The organism is Xanthomonas hydrangeae (genome assembly GCF_032697525.1).
Lineage (GTDB): Bacteria > Pseudomonadota > Gammaproteobacteria > Xanthomonadales > Xanthomonadaceae > Xanthomonas > Xanthomonas hydrangeae.
In genome coordinates this window covers 2566631-2590000 of sequence record NZ_CP103836.1, presented here as the reverse complement: position 1 = coordinate 2590000, position 23370 = coordinate 2566631, and the positions used below count along the sequence as shown (strand labels likewise).

23 protein-coding genes (1 of these 23 running past the window's edge) are annotated in these 23370 nt (G+C 66.6%); 15 read left to right on the top strand and 8 right to left on the bottom strand.

What is annotated here, in order from left to right; translation table 11 throughout:
• Positions 1 to 606, bottom strand: the 5' portion of a protein-coding gene (gene tyrS, locus NYR97_RS10745) for a tyrosine--tRNA ligase (protein WP_316697904.1). The gene continues 606 nt to the left of window position 1, outside the view; 606 of the gene's 1212 nt are visible here — the first part of the coding sequence; its start codon is at positions 604 to 606; the stop codon falls past the left edge of the window.
• 170 nt (positions 607 to 776) lie between these two features.
• On the opposite strand from tyrS, the gene NYR97_RS10740 reads away from it, so the two are divergent.
• Both NYR97_RS10740 and NYR97_RS10735 read left to right on the top strand, forming a co-directional pair.
• Positions 777 to 2195 (top strand): M23 family metallopeptidase, encoded by a 1419-nt coding sequence (locus NYR97_RS10740; protein WP_316697902.1) that lies wholly within the window; start codon positions 777 to 779, stop codon positions 2193 to 2195.
• 298 nt (positions 2196 to 2493) lie between these two features.
• Positions 2494 to 3636 carry an anhydro-N-acetylmuramic acid kinase gene (locus NYR97_RS10735; protein WP_316697901.1) on the top strand — a complete coding sequence of 381 codons (1143 nt, stop codon included), beginning with the start codon at positions 2494 to 2496 and terminating at the stop codon, positions 3634 to 3636.
• Between the two features lie 341 nt (positions 3637 to 3977).
• Here the strand turns inward: NYR97_RS10735 and NYR97_RS10730 are convergent, their stop codons facing one another.
• From NYR97_RS10730 to NYR97_RS10720, 3 genes are all read right to left on the bottom strand, one after another.
• On the bottom strand, positions 3978 to 4205 hold the full coding sequence (locus NYR97_RS10730) for a hypothetical protein (RefSeq protein WP_029221462.1): 228 nt from the start codon (positions 4203 to 4205) through the stop codon (positions 3978 to 3980).
• A 58-nt stretch (positions 4206 to 4263) separates the two neighbouring features.
• The gene (locus NYR97_RS10725; protein WP_316697899.1) at positions 4264 to 5559 is read right to left on the bottom strand and encodes an AmpG family muropeptide MFS transporter; all 1296 of its coding nucleotides are present in this window, start codon (positions 5557 to 5559) and stop codon (positions 4264 to 4266) included.
• A gap of 241 nt (positions 5560 to 5800) precedes the next feature.
• A complete protein-coding gene (locus NYR97_RS10720; RefSeq protein WP_205392766.1) occupies positions 5801 to 6601 on the bottom strand; it encodes an exodeoxyribonuclease III in 801 nt (266 codons plus the stop codon).
• 121 nt (positions 6602 to 6722) lie between these two features.
• On the opposite strand from NYR97_RS10720, the gene pyrE reads away from it, so the two are divergent.
• From pyrE to NYR97_RS10675, 9 genes are all read left to right on the top strand, one after another.
• Complete coding sequence (pyrE, locus tag NYR97_RS10715) at positions 6723 to 7382, top strand: orotate phosphoribosyltransferase (RefSeq protein WP_316697898.1); 660 nt, start codon at positions 6723 to 6725, stop codon at positions 7380 to 7382.
• 22 nt (positions 7383 to 7404) lie between these two features.
• Complete coding sequence (locus NYR97_RS10710) at positions 7405 to 8085, top strand: hypothetical protein (protein ID WP_205392768.1); 681 nt, start codon at positions 7405 to 7407, stop codon at positions 8083 to 8085.
• A gap of 115 nt (positions 8086 to 8200) precedes the next feature.
• The gene (locus tag NYR97_RS10705) at positions 8201 to 8998 is read left to right on the top strand and encodes a ParA family protein (protein ID WP_016901957.1); all 798 of its coding nucleotides are present in this window, start codon (positions 8201 to 8203) and stop codon (positions 8996 to 8998) included.
• A complete protein-coding gene (locus NYR97_RS10700; protein WP_316697893.1) occupies positions 8998 to 9927 on the top strand; it encodes a ParB/RepB/Spo0J family partition protein in 930 nt (309 codons plus the stop codon). The genes NYR97_RS10705 and NYR97_RS10700 overlap by 1 nt, the downstream gene beginning before the upstream one ends.
• Positions 9928 to 9961: 34 nt before the next feature.
• Positions 9962 to 10270 carry a helix-hairpin-helix domain-containing protein gene (locus tag NYR97_RS10695; protein WP_043907425.1) on the top strand — a complete coding sequence of 103 codons (309 nt, stop codon included), beginning with the start codon at positions 9962 to 9964 and terminating at the stop codon, positions 10268 to 10270.
• Between the two features lie 99 nt (positions 10271 to 10369).
• Positions 10370 to 11335, top strand: a complete 966-nt coding sequence (locus tag NYR97_RS10690; protein ID WP_210762393.1) for an SDR family NAD(P)-dependent oxidoreductase — start codon at positions 10370 to 10372, stop codon at positions 11333 to 11335.
• A gap of 134 nt (positions 11336 to 11469) precedes the next feature.
• Positions 11470 to 12192, top strand: a complete 723-nt coding sequence (locus tag NYR97_RS10685) for a glycosyltransferase family 2 protein (protein ID WP_316697891.1) — start codon at positions 11470 to 11472, stop codon at positions 12190 to 12192.
• Positions 12192 to 12533, top strand: coding sequence for a lipid-A-disaccharide synthase N-terminal domain-containing protein (locus tag NYR97_RS10680; RefSeq protein WP_074056508.1), 342 nt, complete (start codon positions 12192 to 12194; stop codon positions 12531 to 12533). The genes NYR97_RS10685 and NYR97_RS10680 overlap by 1 nt, the downstream gene beginning before the upstream one ends.
• A 248-nt stretch (positions 12534 to 12781) precedes the next feature.
• Positions 12782 to 13315, top strand: a complete 534-nt coding sequence (locus NYR97_RS10675) for a hypothetical protein (RefSeq protein ID WP_316697889.1) — start codon at positions 12782 to 12784, stop codon at positions 13313 to 13315.
• A 151-nt stretch (positions 13316 to 13466) separates the two neighbouring features.
• Here the strand turns inward: NYR97_RS10675 and NYR97_RS10670 are convergent, their stop codons facing one another.
• From NYR97_RS10670 to coaBC, 3 genes are read right to left on the bottom strand one after another with little or no spacing between them, the layout of a single operon-like run.
• Positions 13467 to 15815 (bottom strand): phosphomannomutase/phosphoglucomutase, encoded by a 2349-nt coding sequence (locus tag NYR97_RS10670; protein ID WP_316697888.1) that lies wholly within the window; start codon positions 15813 to 15815, stop codon positions 13467 to 13469.
• Between the two features lie 12 nt (positions 15816 to 15827).
• On the bottom strand, positions 15828 to 16295 hold the full coding sequence (gene dut / locus NYR97_RS10665; RefSeq protein ID WP_316697887.1) for a dUTP diphosphatase: 468 nt from the start codon (positions 16293 to 16295) through the stop codon (positions 15828 to 15830).
• On the bottom strand, positions 16292 to 17551 hold the full coding sequence (gene coaBC, locus NYR97_RS10660; RefSeq protein ID WP_316697886.1) for a bifunctional phosphopantothenoylcysteine decarboxylase/phosphopantothenate--cysteine ligase CoaBC: 1260 nt from the start codon (positions 17549 to 17551) through the stop codon (positions 16292 to 16294). Before coaBC ends, dut begins: the two co-directional genes overlap by 4 nt.
• Before the next feature lie 96 nt (positions 17552 to 17647).
• On the opposite strand from coaBC, the gene radC reads away from it, so the two are divergent.
• From radC to NYR97_RS10640, 4 genes are all read left to right on the top strand, one after another.
• Positions 17648 to 18325, top strand: coding sequence for a RadC family protein (gene radC / locus NYR97_RS10655; protein ID WP_006448983.1), 678 nt, complete (start codon positions 17648 to 17650; stop codon positions 18323 to 18325).
• An 86-nt stretch (positions 18326 to 18411) separates the two neighbouring features.
• Positions 18412 to 20100, top strand: a complete 1689-nt coding sequence (gene argS / locus NYR97_RS10650; protein ID WP_316697885.1) for an arginine--tRNA ligase — start codon at positions 18412 to 18414, stop codon at positions 20098 to 20100.
• Between the two features lie 45 nt (positions 20101 to 20145).
• Positions 20146 to 21045 (top strand): SPOR domain-containing protein, encoded by a 900-nt coding sequence (locus tag NYR97_RS10645; RefSeq protein ID WP_316697884.1) that lies wholly within the window; start codon positions 20146 to 20148, stop codon positions 21043 to 21045.
• A gap of 151 nt (positions 21046 to 21196) precedes the next feature.
• Positions 21197 to 21952, top strand: coding sequence for an SDR family NAD(P)-dependent oxidoreductase (locus NYR97_RS10640; RefSeq protein ID WP_316697883.1), 756 nt, complete (start codon positions 21197 to 21199; stop codon positions 21950 to 21952).
• Positions 21953 to 22114: 162 nt separating this feature from the next.
• Here the strand turns inward: NYR97_RS10640 and NYR97_RS10635 are convergent, their stop codons facing one another.
• Entirely contained in the window at positions 22115 to 23242 is a 1128-nt protein-coding gene (locus tag NYR97_RS10635; protein ID WP_316697882.1) for an acyltransferase family protein, read from the bottom strand.
• Positions 23243 to 23370: the final 128 nt, after the last annotated feature.

Genomic DNA, 23370 nt, shown 5'->3' with positions numbered 1-23370 from the left:
CTGCAAACCGCGGCCCATCAACAGATTGAACTTCTGATCGGTGCCGCCCAGTTCGACGTCCGCCTTCAAGGCGACCGAGTCGTAGCCCTGCACCAACGGATACAGGAATTCGTGAATGGCGATCGGCTGTTGGCCGTTGAAGCGCTTGGCGAAGTCGTCGCGTTCGAGCATGCGCGCCACCGTGTGCTGCGCGGACAGCTTGATCATGTCCGCCGCGCTCATCTGGCCGAACCACTCGGAGTTGAAGCGCACCTCGGTGCGTTCGCGATCCAGGATCTTGAAGACCTGCTCTTCATAGGTGCGCGCGTTGGCCAGCACATCGTCACGGCTCAGCGGCTTGCGGGTGACGTTCTTGCCGCTCGGGTCGCCGATCATGCCGGTGAAGTCGCCGATCAGGAAGATCACCTGATGCCCGAGCTGCTGGAATTGCCGCATCTTGTTGAGCAGCACGGTGTGGCCCAGATGCAGATCCGGCGCGGTGGGATCGAAACCGGCCTTCACCCGCAACGGCACGCCTGACTTCAGACGCGCTTCGAGCTGATCGAGCTTGAGGATCTCCTCGGTACCGCGACCGATGAGTGCGAGGGATTCTTCGATAGTGGCCAACCACAGACTCCAGCGGCGTTTGCCGTCAAAAACGTGAACGATGTTAAACGCGGGTTAATTTCGCGCCAAATGAAAATGTCGAACAGGCTCAATGGTTTGACGCGCTGTTACAGGCTGTCTATGGTACCGGCGATTGGGCTCGCACTTCGAGCCAGCGAGGAATTTGAACGATGCAGAACTCAGAGCAGGGCCGTGCACGCAAGCGGCGCTTTCACGAACGCCTCCACGTCCTCCACGACACTGCCCTGCATCGCAAGCTCAAGGCGCATCTCCCGGCCGCGTTCAACGACCAGTGGACACGCCGGCACTGGATCCATGCCAGCCTGTTCGCCACCATCGGTGCGCTGGTGGCCACGATCGTGCCGGGCTTCTCCAACGCCATCGATACCCCGCTGTCCAGCCATTCCACGCTGGCCCTGCCGTTGCCGCCGTTGGTGCCGAGCCGCAAGCAGCTGGCGCCGAGTACCGATTGGGAAATTCTGCAGGTCAAATCGGGCCAGACGCTGAGCACCCTGTTCGGCGAGTTGGGACTTCCGACCACGGTGATGTACCAGGTGCTGGCGCATCCAGGCACCAAGGAGGCGCTGACCAAGCTGCGCCCGGGCGCAGAGATCGCCTTCGATATGCCCACGCCGGGCGAGCTGCGCGCATTGCGCTTCGACCGCGACGACAGCCACCGTGTGGAGCTGCGCCTGCTGGGCGACAGCGTGCGCGAGAACGTCACCGAGCGCGCAACGACCACGCGCACGGTGGTGGCAAGCGGGGAAATCAGCAGCTCGCTGTACGCCTCGGCCGGCAAGTCGGGCCTGTCGCCGGCGGCAGTGGCAATCATGACCGACGAGATCTTCAAATACGACATCGACTTCGACAAGGATCTGCAGCCGGGCGACCGTTTCAGCGTGGTGATGGATGAGACCTGGCGCGAGGGCGAGCGGATCAATACCGGCGACATCCTGGCGGCGACCTTCACCACCGGCGGCAAGACCTACACCGGCTTCCGCTTCGAGCGTGCCGGCAAGCCGGCCGAGTATTTCGACATCACTGGCCGGCCGTTGAAGAAGAGCTTCATTCGCATGCCGGTGGCTTACAGCCGCATCAGCTCGACCTTCGGCGCACGCAGGCATCCGGTGCTGGGCACGATGCGCATGCACAAGGGCGTGGACTACGCGGCAGCCTCGGGCACGCCGATCATGGCCGCCGGCGATGCGCGGGTGGTGTTCGTCGGCACCCAGCGCGGCTACGGCAATGTGGTGATCCTGGACCACGGCAGGAATTTCAGCACGCTGTACGGGCACATGTCGCGCTTCGGCAAGGTCAAGGCCGGCCAGCGCATCAACCAGGGCACGGTGATCGGCTATGTCGGCATGACCGGTCTTGCGACCGGCCCGCATCTGCATTACGAATTCCGCGTCGCCGGGCAGCAGCGCAACCCGATGTCGGTGACCATGCCGCCGCCGGAACCGTTGCAAGGCGCCGAGCTGGCTGCATTCCGTGCGCAGACGGCGCCGGCGCTGGCGCGTATCGAAGGCATGGAGAAGTTGATCTACGCCGACGCCGCCAAGCCTGCCAAGGGCAAACCGCGCGGTTGAGTGGGCGCGGCTGGTTTCTCAGCCACCGCGCTGGCAACCGCCGATCGCACGGCTGCGCCTCCGTCCGGGGCTCTGGCTCACGCGACGCCGCAGCCGGCGCGGGGTTGCTGCCAGCAACAACGGGTTGCTGCCAGCAACAAGTGGACACCATGGTGTCGACGCGACAGTCGGCACTGACATTTAGAATGCTTGCCTGGCGAGCGCATCGCCCCTGCTTCCACCGCGATGCCCGCAAGGCCGGTTGACTCTCCCATCCCGGCTGCACAAGCTGCACGACCACCGTGCAACTGGCCCTGGCATGTCTGCTCCGGAACATCTTGAATCCCCGCTCTATCTGGGCCTGATGTCGGGCACCAGCGCCGACGGCATTGATGCGGCGCTGGTGCGCTTCACCGACGAGGGCCACCGACGCTGCGCACTGGTCGCAGGCACCACGGTGGCCTGGGAGCCGCAGCTGCGCGAAACGCTGGTGACGTTGGGCCAGGGCGCCGAGGTCATCGCCATCGATGCGCTTGGACACCTGGATGCGCAGGTGGGGCTGGCGTTTGCGGCCGCGGCCAATCAGCTGATCCGCGACAGCGGCATTGCGCGTGGGCGCGTCCGCGCGATCGGCTCGCACGGACAGACCATTCGGCATCGCCCCAAGGCCGATCCGGCCTTCACCTGGCAGATCGGCGATGCCAGCCGGATTGCCGAGCACACCGGCATCACCACGGTGGCCGATTTCCGCCGGCGCGATGTGGCTGCCGGCGGCCAGGGCGCGCCGCTGATGCCGGCCTTCCATCTGGCCATGCTGGGTGCCGCCGACGAGGACCGAGCGGTGCTCAACCTGGGTGGCATCGGCAACCTGACCTTGATCCCGCGCAGTGGCGCGGTGCTGGGCTTCGATACCGGCCCGGCCAATGCGTTGCTGGACAGCTGGTGCCAGCTGCATCGCGGCACGCCGTTCGATGCCGAGGGTGCGTTTGCCGCCAGCGGGCGCGTCGATACGGCGCTGCTGCAGGCGCTCTTGGCCGACCCGTGGTTTGCGCTGACACCGCCCAAGAGCACCGGGCGCGAGCAGTTCCATCTGGACTGGGCGATGCAGGCGATGCGGTCGTCGGGACACGCGGCGCCGTCCGCGGCCGATATGCAGGCGACCCTGCTCGAACTCACCGCCGCCAGCGTCGCCGACGCGTTGCTGCGGCTGCAGCCCGATACCCGCCGGGTGCTGGTGTGCGGTGGCGGGGTGCGCAATCCGGTGTTGATGGCGCGCCTGGCGGCGCGACTGCCGGGCGTGGTGGTGGAATCCAGCGCGCGGCATGGGCTGGATCCGGACTATCTGGAGGCGATGGGGTTTGCGTGGTTGGCCGCAGAGCTGCTCGCAGGCCGCGCGGCCAATCTGCCGTCGGTGACCGGAGCGGCGGGGCCGCGGTTGCTGGGGGCGATCTATCCGGCATGAGTGGCCTGAATCGGCTCGAGCTGGATGCCACTACCTCGCTTCCTGATGGTGCCCCGCCTCGAATTCTGCGACGCGACCAGCGCTCAATTAATGAGGGGTAGCGGTGACGTGTTCGGTTGAAGCTAGCTTGCTGATGATGCCCCGCCTCGTCTGCAACCCACTAGCACTCGATTGAGCAGAGGCTGGCGGGGATGTGCGCAGTTGAAGCCGGCGAATGCACGGGAGTCTTGGCTCTTCTCGGCGGCACACAAGGGTTTCCGACCGAGCCATCCGCGTTCGCACAGCATCCTCGCGCCGAATGGATTCGCACGCGAGGCAGTGCTGCCTGACCGTTTGCAGTGCTACGGAGTATTCCCCGCCGGCAGCGCCTTGAGCGCAGCGATCGCCTCTGCCAGCGCATCGACTTCCGGATGCTGCAGGCCACCGGTGACTTCGTATTCGCTGGCGAACAGGCCCTGTTCGAGCAGATGCATTACCGTCTGGTGCTGGGTCCAGCCGCGTGCGACGGAGATGCGACGGATCCTGTCCACCAGCAATGGATCGATGTCCCGCAACACCAGATCGGTCATGCCCTTCCTCGTGCGATGCAGTGCCGCGTCGGCATCATCGGCAACCTTGGCGGACGTTTCAATCCGGGCGCCCATCGCGGGCATCCAGCCGCGGCCACAGCCAGGCCAACAGGGCCAGCGTGGGAACCACGGTGAGGGCGCTGAGGATGAAGAAGGTGCTGTAGGAGGTGGCCTCGACCAGGAACCCGGACACACCGCCGGCGAACTTGCCCGGCAAATTGGCCAGCGACACCAGCAAGGCGTACTGGGTGGCGGTGAAGTTGCGATTGGTCAGCGATGACATGAAGGCCACCAGCACGGTACCGGCGAACCCCTGGAACAGGTTGTCGGCACTGAGTGCGGCGTAGAACGCCCACAATTTGCCGGGGTTCTGCGCCATCAGCAAAAACGCCAGGTTGGACAGCGCCACGCCCAGGGCGGCCACCAACAGCATGCGCCGGAAGCCGAACGCCGCCACTGCCGCACCGCCGGCAAACGCGCCGACGATGCCCATCCACACGCCGAACAGCTTGGACACCGTGGCGATGTCGGCCTTGGTGTAGCCCGAATCCAGATAGAACGGCCCGGCCATCACGCCGATCACCTGGTCCGGGAACTTGAACAGGCCGACAAATGCCAGCAGGACGATGCCCAGCGCCAGCCCATTGCCGGAAAAGAAACTGGCAATGGGTTGCCAGAATGCGCCGGCTACGTCGATGCGGCGCACCACGGTGAGCTGCGGCCGGTCCGGCTCGCGGCATATCAGGGTGGTGATGATCGGCAGCAGCATCAGCGCCGACATGGCCAGGTACGCCGAGGTCCAGTTGAGGTACTCGGCCATGTACAGCGCCCCGGCGCCACCGAGGATCAGGCCGATCCGATAGCCCAGGGTGTAGGTCGCCGCCAGGGCCGCCTGCGCCGTGTCCGGGGCGATTTCGATGCGGTAGGCATCCACCACCGAATCCTGCGTGGCGCCCCAGAACGAGGCGAACAGCACCCAGGCGACCAGGCCGGCGACACTCATGTCCGGGCGCGAAAACGCCAGTGCGAACAGGCCGACGGTGACGCCGAGTTGCGAGACCAGCAGCCAGGAGCGGCGGCGCCCCAACCACGCGGTGACCGGAAACGCATAGCGGTCGAGCAGCGGCGCCCATAGGAACTTGAGCAGGTAGAAGAAGCTGGCCAGGCTGATCAGACCGATGCTGCCCAGATCCAGCCCGACATCGCGCAGCCGGGTGGACAGGGTCTGCGAGGCGATCAGCAGGAACGGCAGGCCACTGCCGAAACCCAGCAGGGCCATGGTCGCCGCCGATGGGGTGGCGAAGGCCTGCCGGATGCCGCGCAGTCCTTTGTAGTGGGGTGCAGGCGTGGTCATGCGTATGGCCGCTGGAAATGGGGGCTGATCGATGCCGGGCGGGCAGTATCACTGGCCGCTGCGCGGGGCGACCTGCCGGAAACGCATGATTGGCTCCCTGAAGGATCCACGGCCATCCGGCTGCGGCCAGGCATGGCATGCACGCCCTCGACGTGCATCTCCATGACGCGGCTGGAAACACACCACTGGGGGGCTTGGCCAACCGTCCCGGTGCGCGTCACTGCCAGCTGCGTGCCCTGCCTCACTCCGCGTAATCCACGATGTAAGGGGCGTGGTCGGAGAAGCGCTGTTCGCGGTAGATCGCGCAGCGTTGCAGCTTGTCGCGCATCCAGGGGGTGACCAGCTGGTAGTCGATGCGCCACCCGACGTTGTTGGCCCGCGCGGCGCCGCGGTTGCTCCACCAGGTGTAGTCCTCGCCCTGCGGGTGCAGCACGCGGTACGTGTCGATCCAGCCGCGGCCGTTGGCGGCGTTGGCTTCTTCCGGCGCGTCCGCGCACAGGCCATTGAGCCAGTCGCGCTCGGGCGGCAGGCAGCCGGAGTTCTTCTGGTTGGACTTCCAGTTCTTGATGTCCAGCGCGGTGCGTACAATGTTCCAGTCGCCGCACAGCACGTACTGCCTGCCACTGGCCAGCCACTCGTCCAGGATCGGCCGCAGCCATTCCATCACCTGGAACTTGTAGCCCTGGCGCAGCTCGCCCGACGAACCGGACGGGATGTAGAAAGACACCACGCTGAGGTTGCCGAAGCGCGCCTCGATGTAGCGGCCTTCTTCGTCGAACTCGGGCCAGCCCAGCGCGGTGCGCACTTCGTCGGGCTCATGCCTGCTGTAGATCGCCACGCCGCTGTAGCCCTTCTTGGTGCTGGCGTCGCGGAACCAGGCCTTGTAGCCGGTGGGCAGGAATTTGGGACCAGCCAGCTGATGCTCCTGGGCCTTGGTCTCCTGCACGCACAGCACGTCGGCGTCCTGCTCGGCGAACCATTCGAAGAAACCCTTGGTGACGGCCGAGCGCAGGCCGTTGGCGTTGAAACTGATGATGCGCATAAGGGCCGGGAATGGGGAGTTGGGAATGGGGAATCGTAAAGCCTACCCCAGGCACATGCGGAAGGCTGCCGGCACGCGATGCGTTTACCATTCTCGATTCCCCATTCCCCATTCCCGTCCAATGACCGACCACCGCACCCGTTTCCTGCAGCTGGCCCTGGGCGCCGATGCCCTGCGCTTTGGCGAGTTCACGCTCAAGTCCGGGCGGCTCAGTCCGTATTTCTTCAATGCCGGGCGCTTCGATTCGGGCGCCAAGACCGCGCAGCTGGCGCAGTGCTATGCCGATGCGATCGATGCGGCCGGGGTGGAGTTCGATCTGCTGTTCGGCCCGGCCTACAAGGGCATCCCGCTGGCGACCGCGCTGGCCTGCGCCTACGCCGGGCGCGGGCGCGACCTGCCGCTGGCGTTCAACCGCAAGGAAGCCAAGGACCATGGCGAGGGCGGCAGCCTGATCGGTGCGCCGCTTCAGGGCCGCAAGGTGCTGATCGTCGACGACGTGATCACCGCCGGCACCGCGATCCGCGAGGCGCTGGGCATCATCCGTGGCGCTGGCGGCTTTCCGTCCGGGATCGTGGTGGCGCTGGACCGGCAGGAGATCGCCTCCGAACAGGATCGCCGCTCGGCCGCACAGGCGGTGGCAGCCGAGGCCGGCATCCCGGTGATTGCGGTGGCCAACCTGGGCGACCTGCTTGCTTTTGCGGCAGGAAACGCCGACCTTGTGGGCTTCCGGGAACCGCTGCTGGCCTATCGTGGCCGCTACGGCACCGACACCACAGGCTGACGGCAGGCGACAGGGGGCTGCGATGATGCCGATACACATCCGTTTGGCGTTACTCGCCGCTGCGGCGGCAGCTGTCGTTGCGACAACGATCGCCGCCGCGCCCGCCAGTGCGCAGGACAAACCGGCCGCGAAAAAGCTGTATTGCTGGAACCAGAACGGCGCCCGCGTGTGCAGCGACACGCTGCCGCCGGAGGCGGTGAACCAGGCGCGCGACGAATTCAACCTCAAGAGCGGCATGCGCAGCGCCGAGGTGCAGCGCGCGATGAGCAGCGACGAGCGTGCCGCCGCCGCGGCCAGCGAGCAGCAACGCCAGGCCGATCTGGCCGCCGAGCAGATGCGCCAGCGTACCGATCAGGCGATGTTGATGTCTTACCAAAACGAGGACGATCTGCGCCGGGTGTTCAACGAGCGCATCGCCATCGTGGACAACAACATCCACACCGCGCGCTTCAATGTGACCAGCCTGCGCGAGGGGCTGGCCAGCATGCTGCGCACTGCCGGTGATCGCGAACTGGCCGGTCAGGCCGTTGCCGACAAGCTGGCCGGCGACATCCAGCAGCGCCATCGCGAGCTGATGGCGCAATTGCGGCTGCAGACCAGTTTCGAGCAGCAACGGGTGGCGCTGGACGGTGAGATCGCCGACATCCTGCTGCGCTACCGGGCCATGAAGGAGCCGCACGCCGGCGCTTCGCCCACCGGCTGACTGGCTCAGCCCTCATTCCCGCTCGCCCGCTGCACTGCGGCGGGCGGCATTTCCCGATCCGACGCCCTGCCCGCATAATGGCCGGTCTTACTCCCTGCCCACGAGGCTCTCCCGCATGGCCCGGATCATCGCCATTGCCAACCAGAAAGGCGGCGTCGGCAAGACCACGACGGCAGTCAATCTGGCGGCCGGCCTGGCGCGCGCGCCCAAGCGTGTGTTGCTGGTGGATCTGGACTCGCAGGGCAACGCCACCATGGGCAGCGGCATCGACAAGCGCGATGTGGCCGCCTCCACCTGCGACCTGTTGCTGGGCGAAAACACCGCCGCCGAAATCCGCGTCACCGCGCCGGAAGGCTTCGACCTGCTGCCGGGCAACATCGACCTGACCGCGGCCGAGATCCAGCTGATGGATCAGGGCGAGCGCGAGCAGCGGCTCAAGCGCGCCCTGGCGCCGATCCGCGACGAGTACGACTTCATCCTGATCGACTGCCCGCCGGCGTTGTCGCTGCTCACGCTCAATGCCTTGACCGCCGCCGACTCGATCATCGTGCCGATGCAGTGCGAGTACTACGCGCTGGAAGGACTCACTGCCTTGCTGGAAACCATCGAGGCGTTGCGCGCCAACCTCAATCCGGCGCTGGAAATCGAAGGCGTGCTGCGCACGATGTTCGACATCCGTAACAACCTGGCCAATGCGGTGTCGGCCGAGCTGACCGAGCATTTCGGCGACAAGGTGTTCCGCACCATCGTGCCGCGCAACGTGCGCCTGGCCGAGGCACCCAGCCATGGCCAGAGCATCGTCGGTTACGACCGCACCTCGCGCGGTGGCGTGGCCTACCTGGGGCTGGCCGGCGAAATCGTGCGCCGCCAGAACGACCGCAACAAGGCCTACCGGCCCGTGGAGACCGTCTGATGAACAAGCCGATCCCCGCAAAGAAGCGCGGCCTGGGCCGTGGCCTGGAAGCGCTGCTGGGGCCGAAGGGCGCGGCCGCCGCCGCGGCGCCGAGCGCGGCCAGCGAGGAAGCCTTGCAGCCGGGCGACAGCCTGCGCCGGTTGCCGGTCACCCAATTGCAGCCGGGCAAGTACCAGCCGCGTAAGGAGATGGACGAGGTCAAGCTGGCCGAGCTGGCCGAATCGATCAAGGCGCAGGGCGTGATCCAGCCAATCGTGGCGCGCGAGCTGGCGCCGGGACAGTTCGAGATCGTGGCCGGCGAACGCCGCTGGCGCGCCTCGCAACTGGCCGGGCTGACCGAGGTGCCGGTGGTGGTGCGCGAGCTGGACGACCGCACCGTCATCGCGATGGCGCTGATCGAGAACATCCAGCGCGAAGACCTCAACCCACTGGAAGAAGCGCAGGCGCTGCAGCGCTTGATCGACGAATTTTCGCTGACCCACGCCGAGGCCGCCGGTGCGGTGGGCCGCTCGCGTGCGTCGGTGTCCAACCTGCTGCGGCTGCTGGAATTGCCGGTGGCGATCCGCGTGCTGCTGGAAACCCGACGCCTGGAAATGGGCCATGCGCGTGCGCTGCTCACCCTGGCGCCGGAACTGGCCAGCAAGCTGGCGCAGGAAGCGGCCGACCAGGGCTGGTCGGTGCGCGAGGTGGAACACCGTGCGCAGCAGTTCGCCGCCGGCAAGGTGCCCGGTGCATTGCGCAAGGGCAAGCCGGCCGCCGCTGCACCGCAGGCCGATATCGCCTCGCTGGAAACCGAACTGTCCGAATCGTTGGGCACCAAGGTGGTGTTCAACCACGGCCGCGGCGGCAAGGGCAAGCTGGTGATCCACTACACCGACCTGGACACGCTGGATGGCGTGCTGGAACGTTTACGCGCCCAGCGCAGCTGAGTTCCTGCATCCGCGCAAGAGGATCATTCCGGCTATGCATCCCGCCAAGGTCGATCGCAATCATCTGCTGTGTCTGACCGACCTGCCGAACGTCGGGCCGGCCTGCGAAAAGGATCTGCGTCTGATCGGCATCCGTGTGCCCGCGCAGCTGCGCGGCCGCGATGCCTACGACATGTACGCGCAGCTATGCCTGCGTACCGGTGTGCTGCACGATCCGTGCGTGATCGATGTGTTCCTGTCGATCGTGCGTTTCATGGAAGGCGAGGCACCGGGCCCGTGGTGGTCGTTCAGCGCCGAACGCAAAGCCAAACTGGCCAGCGAAGCACCGCTCAGCATGGGGTGAGTGCGATGGGTGAGCGAACCTCGCCAGGAAACGCTTCGGAGTGGTCTAGCGACGCCTTTCGCCTCCCTTTTGCCACTCAAAATCTCCAGGACAACTTCCATGACCATTCTCGTCACCGGCGCCGCCGGTTTCATCGGTGCCTACACCTGCCGCGCGCTGGCTGCGCGTGGTGAGACGGTGGTGGGCCTGGACAACTACAACAGCTACTACGACCCGCAGCTCAAGCGCGACCGGGTGGCGGCGCTGTGCCCGGACATCGACATCCGCACGCTGGATCTGACCGACCGTGATGGCCTGGCCGCGTTGTTCGATGAGATCCAGCCCACGCGCGTGGTGCATCTGGCTGCACAGGCCGGGGTGCGTTACTCGCTGGAAAATCCATCCGCCTACGTCGACAGCAACCTGGTCGGTTTCGTCAACATGCTGGAGCTATGCCGGCATCGGGGCGTGCAGCATCTGGTGTATGCCTCGAGCAGCTCGGTGTATGGCGACTCGGCGACCCCGCCGTTCTCCGAAGACCAGCGCGTGGACCAGCCACGCTCGCTGTATGCGGCGACCAAGGCCGCCAATGAGCTGATGGGCTACACCTACGCGCAGTTGTACGGCGTGCGCGCGACGGGCCTGCGCTTTTTCACCGTGTATGGGCCGTGGGGCCGGCCGGACATGGCGCCGCTGATCTTCAGCCGCGCGGTGCTGGCGGGGAGGCCGATCGAGGTGTTCAACCACGGCAAGATGCAGCGCGATTTCACGTTCGTCGACGACATCGTGGCCGGCGTGCTCGGCGCGCTGGACACACCCAGCAGCGATCCGGTGCCGCATCGGGTGTTCAACCTGGGCAACCACACCCCGGTGGAGCTGGAGTATTTCATAGACGTGATCGCGCAGGCTGCCGGCCGCCCGGCCGAGAAGGTCTACCGGCCAATGCAGCCGGGCGACATGGTCCGCACCATGGCCGATACGCAGCGCGCGCAGGCCGCGTTCGGCTTCGAGCCGGCCACTCCGGTCGAACGTGGCTTGCCGCAGGTGGTGGATTGGTGCCGCCGCTATTTCGGCCATCGCGCTTAGCCTCCAACACGCTACAGGCCGCTTTCCATTCGCTCCACTGCGCACAACGCACGTTCGCTTCATGCCTGACTCAGACAGTCAGGGCACAATGCGCGATCTTTTTCGCTCAGCCTTCATCTGGCCACCACGAATCCATGAGCCAACCTCAGCTTTCCGTTGTCGTCCCGGTGTTCAATGAGCGCGATAACGTCGCCGCGCTGGTTGGCGAAATCGTCGCTGCGTTGCGCGGGCTGGTGGCGTTCGAAATCGTCTATGTCGACGACCATTCGCGCGACGATACGCTTGCGGTGCTGCAAGGCCTGAAGACCACCACGCCGGAACTGCGCGTGCTGCATCACGTCACCCAGAGCGGCCAGAGCACGGCGGTGCGCAACGGCGTCAAGGCCGCGCGTGCAAGCTGGATCGCCACGCTCGATGGCGACGGCCAGAACGACCCGGCCGACATTCCCAAACTGCTGATCGCGCGTGCCAGCGCCGAGGCACAGGTGAAGCTGTTCGCCGGCTGGCGGGTCAATCGCCAGGATTCGGGGTCCAAGCGCTGGGCCAGCAAGTGGGCCAATGCGATCCGCTCGCGCATGCTGCACGACAACACCCCCGACACCGGCTGCGGCATCAAGCTGTTCGAGCGCGAGGCGTTTCTGGACCTGCCCTACTTCGACCATATGCACCGCTATCTGCCGGCGCTGATGCAGCGCGCCGGCTGGCGCACGGTGAGCGTGCCGGTGCACCACCGCCATCGCACTGCAGGCGTGTCCAAGTACAACAACCTCAATCGCGCGCTGGTCGGCATCCGCGACCTGCGTGGCGTGGCCTGGTTGATCACCCGCAGCAGGCGCACCGTGGTGCAGGAACGCTGATGGAACTGCATTGGCTGGATCAACCGCTGACCTGGCTGTTCTGGACCGGGCTGCATGTCACCGGTTGGAAGCTGATCGGCTATGTGGGCGCGCTGATGTTCGGCGGCCGCTGGCTGGTGCAGTTCGTCGCCTCAAAACGCGCCGGCAAGCCGGTGATTCCGCGCATGTTCTGGTACATGAGCGTGGTCGGCAGCCTGATGACGCTGAGCTACTTCGTGTTCTCGGCCAAGCAGGATTCGGTGGGCGTGCTGCAGAATCTGTTTCCGGCGTTTACTGCGTTCTACAGCCTGTATCTGGATGTGAAGCATCGCGGCTGGAAGCGGGATCGGGCGGTGCATTGAACGGGGATTGGGCGAGTCGGGATTGGGGAGTCGCAAGTGCGGCACTGGTGCTCCGGTCTTCAGGCGTTTGAGGTGATGCTGGCTGCGCAACTGAGCTGATGAAGCACGCTGCATCGGCTCTACTTTGCAGTGGATAACGCCAGGCGCGCGATCTCCGAGAGTTCGTACATCGCGCTGCGATGGTTACCGACCTGAGATGACGCGCATCGCCGATGCCGCTTCGCTGACGCCATCGGCATGCTGGGGTCATGTCCAGCGCCTTGCTCCATCGTCCCGTCTCCATGCCAGCGCCTGCTGCGGCGCACTGGCATCTGCGTTTGCAGACGCATCAACACGTGCCGCTGTTTGAGGACTGGCGCTGCGCGCGGGCGGCGGCAGCGAGCCTTGCGATGGCCGGTCATTGGCATGGTGCGCGCCTGCTGTGCTGGGTGCTGCTGCCGGACAGTTGGTGTGCCTTGCTGCAGGCACCGGGCAAGGCTGCACTGCTGCAGATGGCTGTTGTCGCGCGACAGGCGGCTGGCGAGGCGGTCAATCGCGCGCGTGGCCGTGGCGGAACGGTGTGGCAGCCGCAGATGCAGGCGTCGGCACTTCCGCCGCAGGCCGATCACCGCCAGTTCGCGCGCTCGCTGGTCGCGTTGCCGTTGCGTGCGGGACTGGCCGAGCAGATCGGTGGGTATCCGTACTGGGACGCGATCTGGTTGTTGCACGACAACGCCGGGAACGACGCTGCCATTCCGGCGCCGGATGATCGCTTATGCATGGGAGGTTTAGGGGGCGCGTGATCGTGATCGCTTGGGTCTGCAGGGCTCGAGCACGACGTACAAGTGATCCTCTGCACGTGTCAGCGTCGAGCGCAACGGGATCGGTAACTGCTGCTCACGACCTGCTCTGCCGCCATGCCGGCAGAGCGGTCGCCTGTCACTCACCTGTCGATCAAAACGCCAACGGATGCTCTGGCAGCAAGGCCTGCAGTTCGCTGCGGAACAACGCGCGGATCCGGTTCAATGCAGCCTCGGTGTCGGCTTCGAAGCGCAGCACCAGGATCGGCGTGGTGTTGGAGGCACGCACCAGGCCCCAGCCGTCGGTAAAGTCCGCCCGCAATCCGTCGATCGTGGAGAGCCGCGCCGATTCGAACGGCGATTCTTCGCTGGCCTGCGCGCGTTCGACAAAGCGCGCCACCAGCGCATGCGCATCGCCGTCGACCGGCACCTTGATCTCCGGTGTGGACACGCTTTCGGGCAACGCGCTCAGCACTTCGGACGGGGTTTCCTCGCGCTGGGCCAGGATTTCCAGCAGGCGCGCGGCGGCATAGATGCCGTCGTCGAAACCGTACCAGCGCTCCTTGAAAAAGAAGTGCCCGCTCATCTCGCCGGCCAGTTCGGCGTCGGTCTCGCGCATCTTGGACTTGATCAGCGAATGCCCGGTCTTCCACATCAACGGGCTGCCGCCATTGCGCAACACGTAGTCGGACAGCTTGCCGGTGCATTTGACGTCGTAGATCACCAGCGCGCCGGGATTGCGCTGCAGCACGTCGGCGGCGAACAGCATCAGCAGGCGATCGGGAAACACGATACTGCCTTCCTTGGTGACCACGCCCAGACGGTCGGCATCGCCATCGAAGGCCACGCCGATATCCGCATCGAAGCGCTGCACCATGTTCACCAGATCGTCGAGATTGTGCGGCTCGCTCGGGTCGGGGTGATGATTGGGAAAGGTGCCATCGACATCGCAGTACAGCGGAATGACTTCGGCGCCGATCGCCTCCAGCAGGCGCGGTGCGATATCGCCTGCCACGCCGTTGCCGGCATCCACCACCACCTTGATCGGGCGGTCCAGCTGCACGTCGTCGGCGATGCACTGGATATAGGCATCGCTGATGTCGCGCTGTTCCAGTTCGCCAGGCGCCGCTGCGGTGTGCAGGCGGCCCTGGTTGATGCGCTGGTGCAGGTCGGTGATCGCCGCACCCGACAGGGTCTCGCCGCCGATCACGATCTTGAAGCCGTTGTAGTCGGGCGGATTGTGGCTGCCGGTCACCGCCACGCAGCTGCCGGCGCGCAGCTCGTAGGCGCCGAAATACACCACTGGCGTCGGTGCCAGACCGATGTCGATCACGCTGCAGCCGGCGCGCCGCAGGCCTTCGATCAGGCCGTTGGCAAGCTCCGGGCCCGACAGGCGCCCGTCGCGGCCGACCACCACCTCGCGCAGGCCCTGCGCCTGCATCACGCTGCCGATGGCCTGGCCGATCAGCGCGGCAACGCCAGGATTCAAGTCCTTGCCGACCACGCCGCGGATATCATAGGCGCGGAACATCTCGGTGGCGATCTGCACCGCCGGCACCAGGGCGGGCGGCGCGGATGCGGCGGCGTCCTGGTCCAGCGCGCGTGCCCGGCTGGCGACGCTGGCATCGTGTTGCAGGCTTTGACCGAAGGTAGGTTCGTCGGCCGTCGATTCGCTTGCCACGCGGCGGCGCGGCAAGGCGACACGGCCACGGCTGGCGAGTACCAGCAGCACGGCGATGACGAGCAACAGCGACGCCACGATCGCGCAGCCAACTGCGCCAAGACCCAACGGGCCGCTGTCGCTCTGTCGCACGGCGGCGGCAACGCGCAAACCGCTATCGCCCAGCGGCCTGGCCAGCGTTTCGGCGGCGTCGGCCAGCCCGGCATCGCCCTGCTCGGCGACGTTGTAGCTGCCCTGACGCAATGCCAGATAGGCACTGCCGGGCACTGCGATCGCATCCAGCGGGCCGGTCAACCGCAACAGCGGCAGGCGCGCATACGCCACGGCCGGCTGCGTGCCCAATGTCACCGCTACCGCCACGCCGAGGCGGACCTGCTTGGCGTCGCGCACCACATGCACCTGCGCACGTTTGCCGACCAGCGCCGACTCGAGCAGGCTCAGCCGCGCATAGCCGAAGTCCTTGGGATTTTCATAGGCAGCGGTGAGATCGCCAGACAGTACCTGCACGTCTTCGGCGCCCTTGAAGCGCTCGCGGATGGCCGAAGCGGCGGCGAGCGCATCGCCATTGGCCAACGCGGCGATGACCTGCGGCTGCTTGAGCACGGCGTCGAGCTGGCTGGCCTGCTTGGCCATGGCCTGGCTGACGTCCTGCACGGCGCGGTCGCGCGCCTGCTCGAGGTCCTGCGTCATCGCATCTTCGCGCCATTGCGCATAGCCGCTCCAGCCGAACCAGGCTGCCAGCAGCAACAACACGCCCCCCAACACCGGACCACTCGTGCGCATGCCGGACGCGGCCTGGCTGCGCTCGCTCGCTTTGCTCATATGACGCCCCCGTCAGCGCACGCCGGTGTGGCCGAATCCACCCGCTCCCCGCGCGCTGTCGACGAAAGTATCCACCACTTGCAAGCCCACGCGCACGATCGGCATGATCACCAGCTGTGCGATGCGGTCACCCGGCTCGATGGTGAAGGCGGCACGGCCGCGATTCCAGGTGCTGATCAGCAGCGGCCCCTGGTAATCGGCATCGATCAGGCCGGTGCCGTTGCCGAGCACGATGCCGTGGCGATGGCCCAGGCCCGAGCGCGGCAGGATCACCGCGCACAGCTGCGGGTCGGCCAGATGAATCGCGATGCCGCTGGGGATCAGCGCCGCATCGCCCGGTTCCAGCGTCATCGGCGCTTCCAGCGCAGCGCGCAGGTCCATGCCTGCGCTGGCTTCGGTGGCATAGGCCGGCAACGGCCACAGGTCGCCGAAGCGCGGGTCGAGCAACTTCACTTGCAAGGACTGGGTTGGGTGGCTCATGCCTGCAATCTCTCCGCGATCAGGGCCAGCAGTTGCTCGGCCAATTCGGTTTTGCTGCTGCTGGGGAAGGCGCGTTCGCCGCCCTGCCAATAGGCGATGGCAGCGTTGTTGTCGCTTTCGAAGCCGCCGCCTTCGATCCCCACCTGATTGGCGATGATCAGGTCCAGCCGCTTGGCGGCGAGCTTGCCACGCGCATAGTGCTCCACGTCGTGCGTTTCGGCGGCAAAACCGACCACCAGCTTCAGTGCGCCGGTTTGCGCGGCGACTTCGGCCAGGATGTCCGGGGTGCGCACCAGTTCCAGGGTCAGCGTTTCGCCGGTCTTCTTGATCTTCTGCGCGACCACCCGTTTGGGGGTGTAGTCGGCCACTGCGGCGGCACCGATGTAGATGTCGGCCGGGAACGCGCCCAGCACCGCATCGCGCATCTGCGCGGCCGAGCGCACGTCGACCCGTTGCACGCCGGCTGGAGTGGTCTGATGCACCGGGCCGCTGACCAGCACCACCTCGGCGCCCTGGTAGGCAGCGGCGGCGGCCAGGGCATAGCCCATCTTGCCGCTGCTGCGGTTGCCGACGTAGCGCACCGGGTCCAGGTCCTCGAAGGTCGGGCCGGCGCTGATCACGATGCGCAAGCCGTCCAGCTGCGCGCTGCCGGGCACGAAGGCCGGCGCAGCTGCGCTCCTGGAGGCCGCAGGCGCGGCAGTGCCGACCAGCGCAGCGATGATCGCCGCCGGCTCGGCCAGCCGGCCGGGGCCGGATTCGCCTTCGGCCAACGGGCCGTCGTCCGGGCCGACCACGCTCACGCCACGCGTGCGCAGGGTCGCCACGTTGGCCTGGGTGGCCGGATGCAGCCACATGCGGTGGTTCATCGCCGGAGCCACGGTCAGCGGCGCGGTGGTGGCCAGGCACAGCGTGGTGACCAGGTCGTCGGCCAGGCCATGCGCCAGACGCGCCAGCAGGTCGGCGGTGGCCGGGGCGACGATCACCTGATCGGCCCAACGCGCCAGTTCGATATGCCCCATCGCCTGCTCGGCGGCGCTGTCCCACAAGGTGGTGCGGGTGGGCAGCCCGGACAGCGCCTGGAAGCTGAGCGGGGTGACGAATTGTTGTGCGCCGCTGGTCATGGCGACCTGCACCTGCGCGCCGGCGTCGCGCAGGCGACGGACCAGTTCGAGCGATTTGTAAGCGGCAATGCCTCCGCCGACGCACAGCAGCAAGCGCTGTCCGTCCAGGGGGCGGGCCTGAGTGGAGCCGATCACGTCGGAGTCGTCCTACGGTTACAAGGACAACTAGATTAGCCGATGCCCCCGCCTGGCCTGATAGGCGTGAGCGATGAGCACCGGCAATCTCGCCATATGCACATTCACGACTGGCCCACCGACGAACGCCCGCGCGAGAAACTTCTGGCGCGGGGGGCGACTGCGTTATCCGATGCCGAGCTGCTGGCGATCTTTGTCGGCTCCGGTCTGCGCGGCCAGGACGCCGTGCGCACTGCGCGCGATCTGCTGCTTCGCCACGGCCCGCTGCGCGTGCTGCTGGATCGCCCGGCCCCGGCCCTGGCGCGCCTGCCCGGCCTTGGGCCCGCCTCGGCCTGCAAGCTCAACGCGGCGCTGGAACTGGCACACCGTCACCTGATGAGCGAGCTGGAGCGCGGCGAAGCACTCAGCGACCCACCCAGCGTCGGCCGCTATTTTTCGCAGCGACTACGTGCAAAGGCGTACGAGGTGTTCGCGGTGCTGTACCTGGATACCAAACATCACGCCATCGCCTTCGAGGAATTGTTCACAGGCACGCTCGATGGCGCCGACATCCATACGCGCGAAGTGGTGCGACGGGCGCTACTGCACAACGCAGCGGCCGTGATCGTCGGGCACAACCATCCGTCCGGCAACCCGGAGCCCTCCGAGGCCGACCGCGCGGTGACCAAACGTTTGCTGGAGGCACTGGATCTGGTGGAGATCCGCCTGCTCGACCACTTCGTGATCGGCGACGGCCGCCCGGTGTCGCTGGCCGAGCGCGGCTGGCTGGAATGACAACGCGGCGGTGACCTGAACCGTCTGCCGGACCCGGGGGCGCGCGGTCGGGTAAAATCGGTGGTTTCGTTCCAAGCAGATCCCACGTGAAAGCCCAACTCCGCGCACTGATCGGCCAAGGCATTGAAGCCTTGCGCGCCAACGGCACCCTGCCTGCCGACACCCTGCCGCCGGATTTTGTGGTCGAGCGGCCCAAGACGCGCGAACACGGCGACTTCGCCACCAATGCCGCGATGCTGCTGGCCAAGCCCGCGCGCAGCAATCCGCGTGCACTGGCCCAGGCACTGGTCGCCGCGTTGCCGGCCAGCGACGACGTGGCCAAGGTGGAGATCGCCGGCCCGGGCTTCATCAACTTCCACCTGACACCCTCCGCCTACCAGCGCGAAGTGGCGCATGTGATCAAGCAGGGCCCCGACTACGGCCGCGGGCTGGCCGGCAATGGCCGCTCGGTGGGCGTGGAGTACGTCTCGGCCAACCCGACCGGCCCGCTGCATGTCGGTCACGGCCGCGCGGCGGCGATCGGCGACAGCCTGGCGCGCGTGCTCGATGCCAACGGCTGGAACGTCAAGCGCGAGTTCTACTACAACGATGCCGGCGTGCAGATCGAAAACCTGGCGTTGTCGGTGCAGGCGCGCGCGCAAGGGCTCACCCCCGACAGCGACGGCTGGCCGGAGAACGGCTACCGCGGCGACTACATCGCCGATGTCGCTAATGCCTACCTGGCCGGCGATACCGTCGATCTGGAAGGCCATCTAGTCACCGGCGTCAAGGACCCTGCCGATTTCGACGCGATCCGCCGCTTCGCGGTGGCCTACCTGCGCAACGAGCAGAACCACGACCTGGCCGCGTTCCGCGTCGATTTCGATATCTATTTCCTCGAAAGCTCGCTGTACAAGGACGGCAAGGTCGAAGAGGCGGTGCAGAAGCTGATCGCCTCCGGCCACACCTACGAGGAAGGCGGCGCGTTGTGGCTGAAGTCCACCGACTTCGGCGACGACAAGGACCGGGTGATGCGCAAGTCCGACGGCACCTACACCTACTTCGTGCCGGACGTGGCCTATCACCTGACCAAGTGGCAGCGCGGCTACGAGCGCGCGATCACCGAACTGGGTGCGGATCACCACGGCTCGCTGACGCGCGTGCGCGCCGGCCTGCAGGCACTGGAACTGGGCATCCCGCAGGGCTGGCCGGAATACGTGCTGCACCAGATGGTCACGGTGATGCGCGGCGGCGAAGAGGTGAAGCTGTCCAAGCGTGCCGGCAGCTACGTCACCCTGCGCGATCTGATCGAAGAAACCAGCGCCGATGCGGTGCGCTGGTTCCTGATCGCGCGCAAGCCCGATTCGCAGATCACCTTCGACATCGACCTGGCCCGTCAGCAGAGCAACGACAACCCGGTGTTCTATGTGCAGTACGCGCATGCGCGCGTGTGCAGCGTGCTGCGTCAGGCGCTGGAAAAAGGCTACAAGTACGAGCAGGCGCATGGGTTGGCCGAGCTGGCGCGTCTGGATGACGAGCATTCGCTCAACGTCATGGTCGAGCTGTCGCGCTATGCGGAAGTGGTCGAAATCGCCGGCCAGACGCTGGAGCCGTATCAGATTGCGCAGTACCTGCGTGAATTGGCGCACGCCTTCCACACGTGGTATCACAACACCAAACTGCTGGTGGACGATGCCGCAGAGCGCGACGCCAAACTCACCCTCGCCGTCGCCACGCAACAGGTGCTCGCCAACGGCCTGGAACTGCTCGGCGTCAGCGCCCCAGAAAAGATGTGAGTCGGGCCGTATGGCCCGCAACGATGTGATTCGGAGAAGTGGTAGATGGCAGCACGACGCGGTAAGAGTCAGGCGCGACGCAACACCAGCAATGGCACCCCCGGTTGGGTGTGGTTGGTGGCTGGCGCCGCGATTGCGGCAGTGATCTTTCTGGCAGCGCCCAACCTGTTCAAAAAGGACGGCGACGGCTTCCTGCGCGTGGGCCCGCGCGCCAATCCCGATGCGCAGCCCGAGCCGGTGGCGGATGCCGATGTGGATACGCCGGCCGAACTGCCCAAGCCCAGCGCACAACCGCCCAAGCCGCAAGCCAAACCCGGCGATGCGCAGACGCAGTACGACTTCTACACCTTGCTGCCCGGCAAGGAAGTGCAGATGTCCGATGCCGAACTGGCGGCCAGCGCGCGCGCCGAGGAAGCCGCACGTGCGCGCGCCGCGTTGGAAGGCAAGCCGGTTGCGCCCGCACCGGGTGCAGCAGCACGTGTTGCTGCAGCCACGCCGGCCGCCAGCGTGCCGGTACCGTTGAACGAAACCGCCGCCAGCGCGCCCAAGCCGTTGGCGGAAACTGCGCCTGCGCGTCCGGCGGCGACACCGGCGCTGGCCAGCACCGCAGCGCTCACCACGCCGGCTGCCGCCGCACCCGCAACTGCAGCGCCAAAACCGGCTGCGACGGCCGCAGCGGCAACGACGGCGGCTGCACCTGCAGTGACAGACAACACCCGCTACATCCTGCAGGCCGGCTCGTTCGGCGCCTCCGGCGATGCCGAATCGACCAAGGCCAAGCTGGCGATGATGGGCCTGGCCGCACGCGTGGAATCGGCCGAAATCAGCGGAAAAACCGTCTACCGCGTGCGCATGGGGCCGTACGGCAGCGCCGGCGAACTGGCCGAAGCCAAGCAGAAACTGACCGGCAGCGGGTTGCCTGCCATCGCCATCAAGGCGCAGTAGCGACAGTGCTGCAGCGCGCTTGCGGCCTGTTGCTACGGCGTCGTTGCGCGCAGCGGCCGGGCTGCACCCACGCCATGCAGCGGCACGCGCATCCGGCACGGTCGCCACACCTGATTCCTTCGCCTGATCCCCCTTCGCAGGAGTTATCCCCATGTCCAAGACCGTTCTGATCACTGGCGCCACCTCCGGATTCGGCAGCGCCGCCGTGCGCCGTTTTGCCGCCGCCGGCTGGAAGATCATCGCCACCGGCCGCCGCGCCGAGCGCCTGGATGCGCTGGCCGCCGAACTGCCCGCCGGCCAGGTGCACACCGCTGCCTTCGACATGCGCGATGCGCAGGCCTTGTCGGCAGCGATCGACGCAGTGCCGGCTGATTTCGCCGACATCGACGTGCTGGTCAACAACGCCGGGCTGGCGCTGGGCACCGCGCCCGCACAGCAGGCCGACCTGACGCAGTGGCAGCAGATGATCGACACCAATGTCACCGCGCTGGTCACCCTCACCCACCGTCTGCTGCCGGCGCTGATCGCCCGCCGCGGCGCCATCATCAACATCGCCTCGGTCGCGGCGACCTACCCGTACACCGGCGGCAACGTGTATGGCGGCACCAAGGCGTTCGTGCAGCAGTTTTCGCTGGGCCTGCGCGCGGACCTGCACGGCACCGGCGTGCGCGTGACCTCGATCGAACCGGGCATGGCCGAAACTGAATTCACCCTGGTGCGCACCGGCGGCAACCAGGCAGCTTCCGACACGCTGTATCGCGGCGCTACCCCGATGACCGCCGAGGACATCGCCGAGCAGATCTTCTATGTCGCCAGCCTGCCGGCGCATCTGAATATCAATCGACTGGAAATCATGCCGGTCACGCAGTCGTTCGCCGGTTTCCAGGTGGCGCGCGACGCGCAGTGACGATGGCCTGCAACGCCAATGCCTCGGTCGCGCCGCGACCCGATGATGTGTTGATTGGCGCGTGCGCAGATCGCACAGCATCCAAGCTCGGTACGGCGCAACTGGCGCACTGCCAGAGATGACGACAACGCCGCGCATTGCGCGGCGTTGTGCGATGCCCGGTCAGGCGCGATCGGCGGCAGCCAACTGCCGTGCGCCTGGCCGCAGCATCTTGTCGCGCAGCTGCAGGAACGGACGCTCCACCGCGTAGTGCAAGACCGCACCGCCCAGCACTGCCATCAGGCCATACACCGCAAATGCCAGCACGCCACGCCCCTCCAGCGCCGGGCCGAACCAACCCTGGGTGAGATGGAACACGGCCTTATGGGTCAGATACAGGCTGTAGGAAATGCCCGCCAGCCACGCCGCGCCTGGCACGCGCAGGCCGCCAAGCACCCCGCGGGTGGCAGTGCCGGCGAGCACCAGCAAGGCGAGCCCCAACGACAACACCGGCCAGCCCAGCGCATTGCCGATCAGGCCGGTGCGTTCGCGAAACAGCCACAACGCCAGCGCCAGAATCGCCATGCCGGCACACAGCACCGCGTTGCCGCGCTGCTGCAGCCGTTGCCACAGCGTGGGGCGGAAGATCTTGAGCACCGCCAGCACGACACCGGCCAGCAGACCGTCCAGACGGTTCCAGGTCGGGTAATAGAGGTCTTCGATAAACCAGTTGCGCTGCAGGCCGGCACCGGCGCTGTCCAGGGCGGTGTTGTGCCACCAGATGCCGGCACGCAGCGCGATGCCTGCCACCACGACCGCCACGCACAAGGCGACGAAGCGGGTAGCCGAGGGCCGACGCATCAACAGCGTCGCCAGCAACGGAAACACCAGATAGAAATGTTCTTCCACGCACAGCGACCAGGCGTGCGAGAACGCGGCATCACGGCCGTAGTCGACGAACAGGTTCAGGGTGAAGCTGACGAACATCCACCACGGTGCCAACCCGGGAGCCTCGCGAAACTCCGGCCACGCCATGTAGATCGCCAGCACCACCAGAAACGCCGGCAGGATGCGGAACGCGCGGCGCAGATAGAACGCCTTGAAGTCCAGGCCTTGCCCGCGCGCCAGCGGCCGCAGCACCTGCGTCCCGATCAGGAACCCGCTCAACACGAAGAACAGGTCCACGCCCATCCAGCCGTAGCGGGACAACCAAGCCCAGTCCGGCCCCAGACCGCCGACCACGAAGGAATGGAACAGCATCACCCAGACGATGGCGATGCCACGCAGCAGATCGAGGGCGGGATAGCGCATGCGGACGATGCAAGGCGAGGGAGCCCGATTGTGCCGCATCCCGCTGATGCAGCGATGCCGGCATCGACGTTGGCACGGCAACACGCCCGGCACCTCACCCGTGCCGCACTCAGAGACCTGCGGTAATA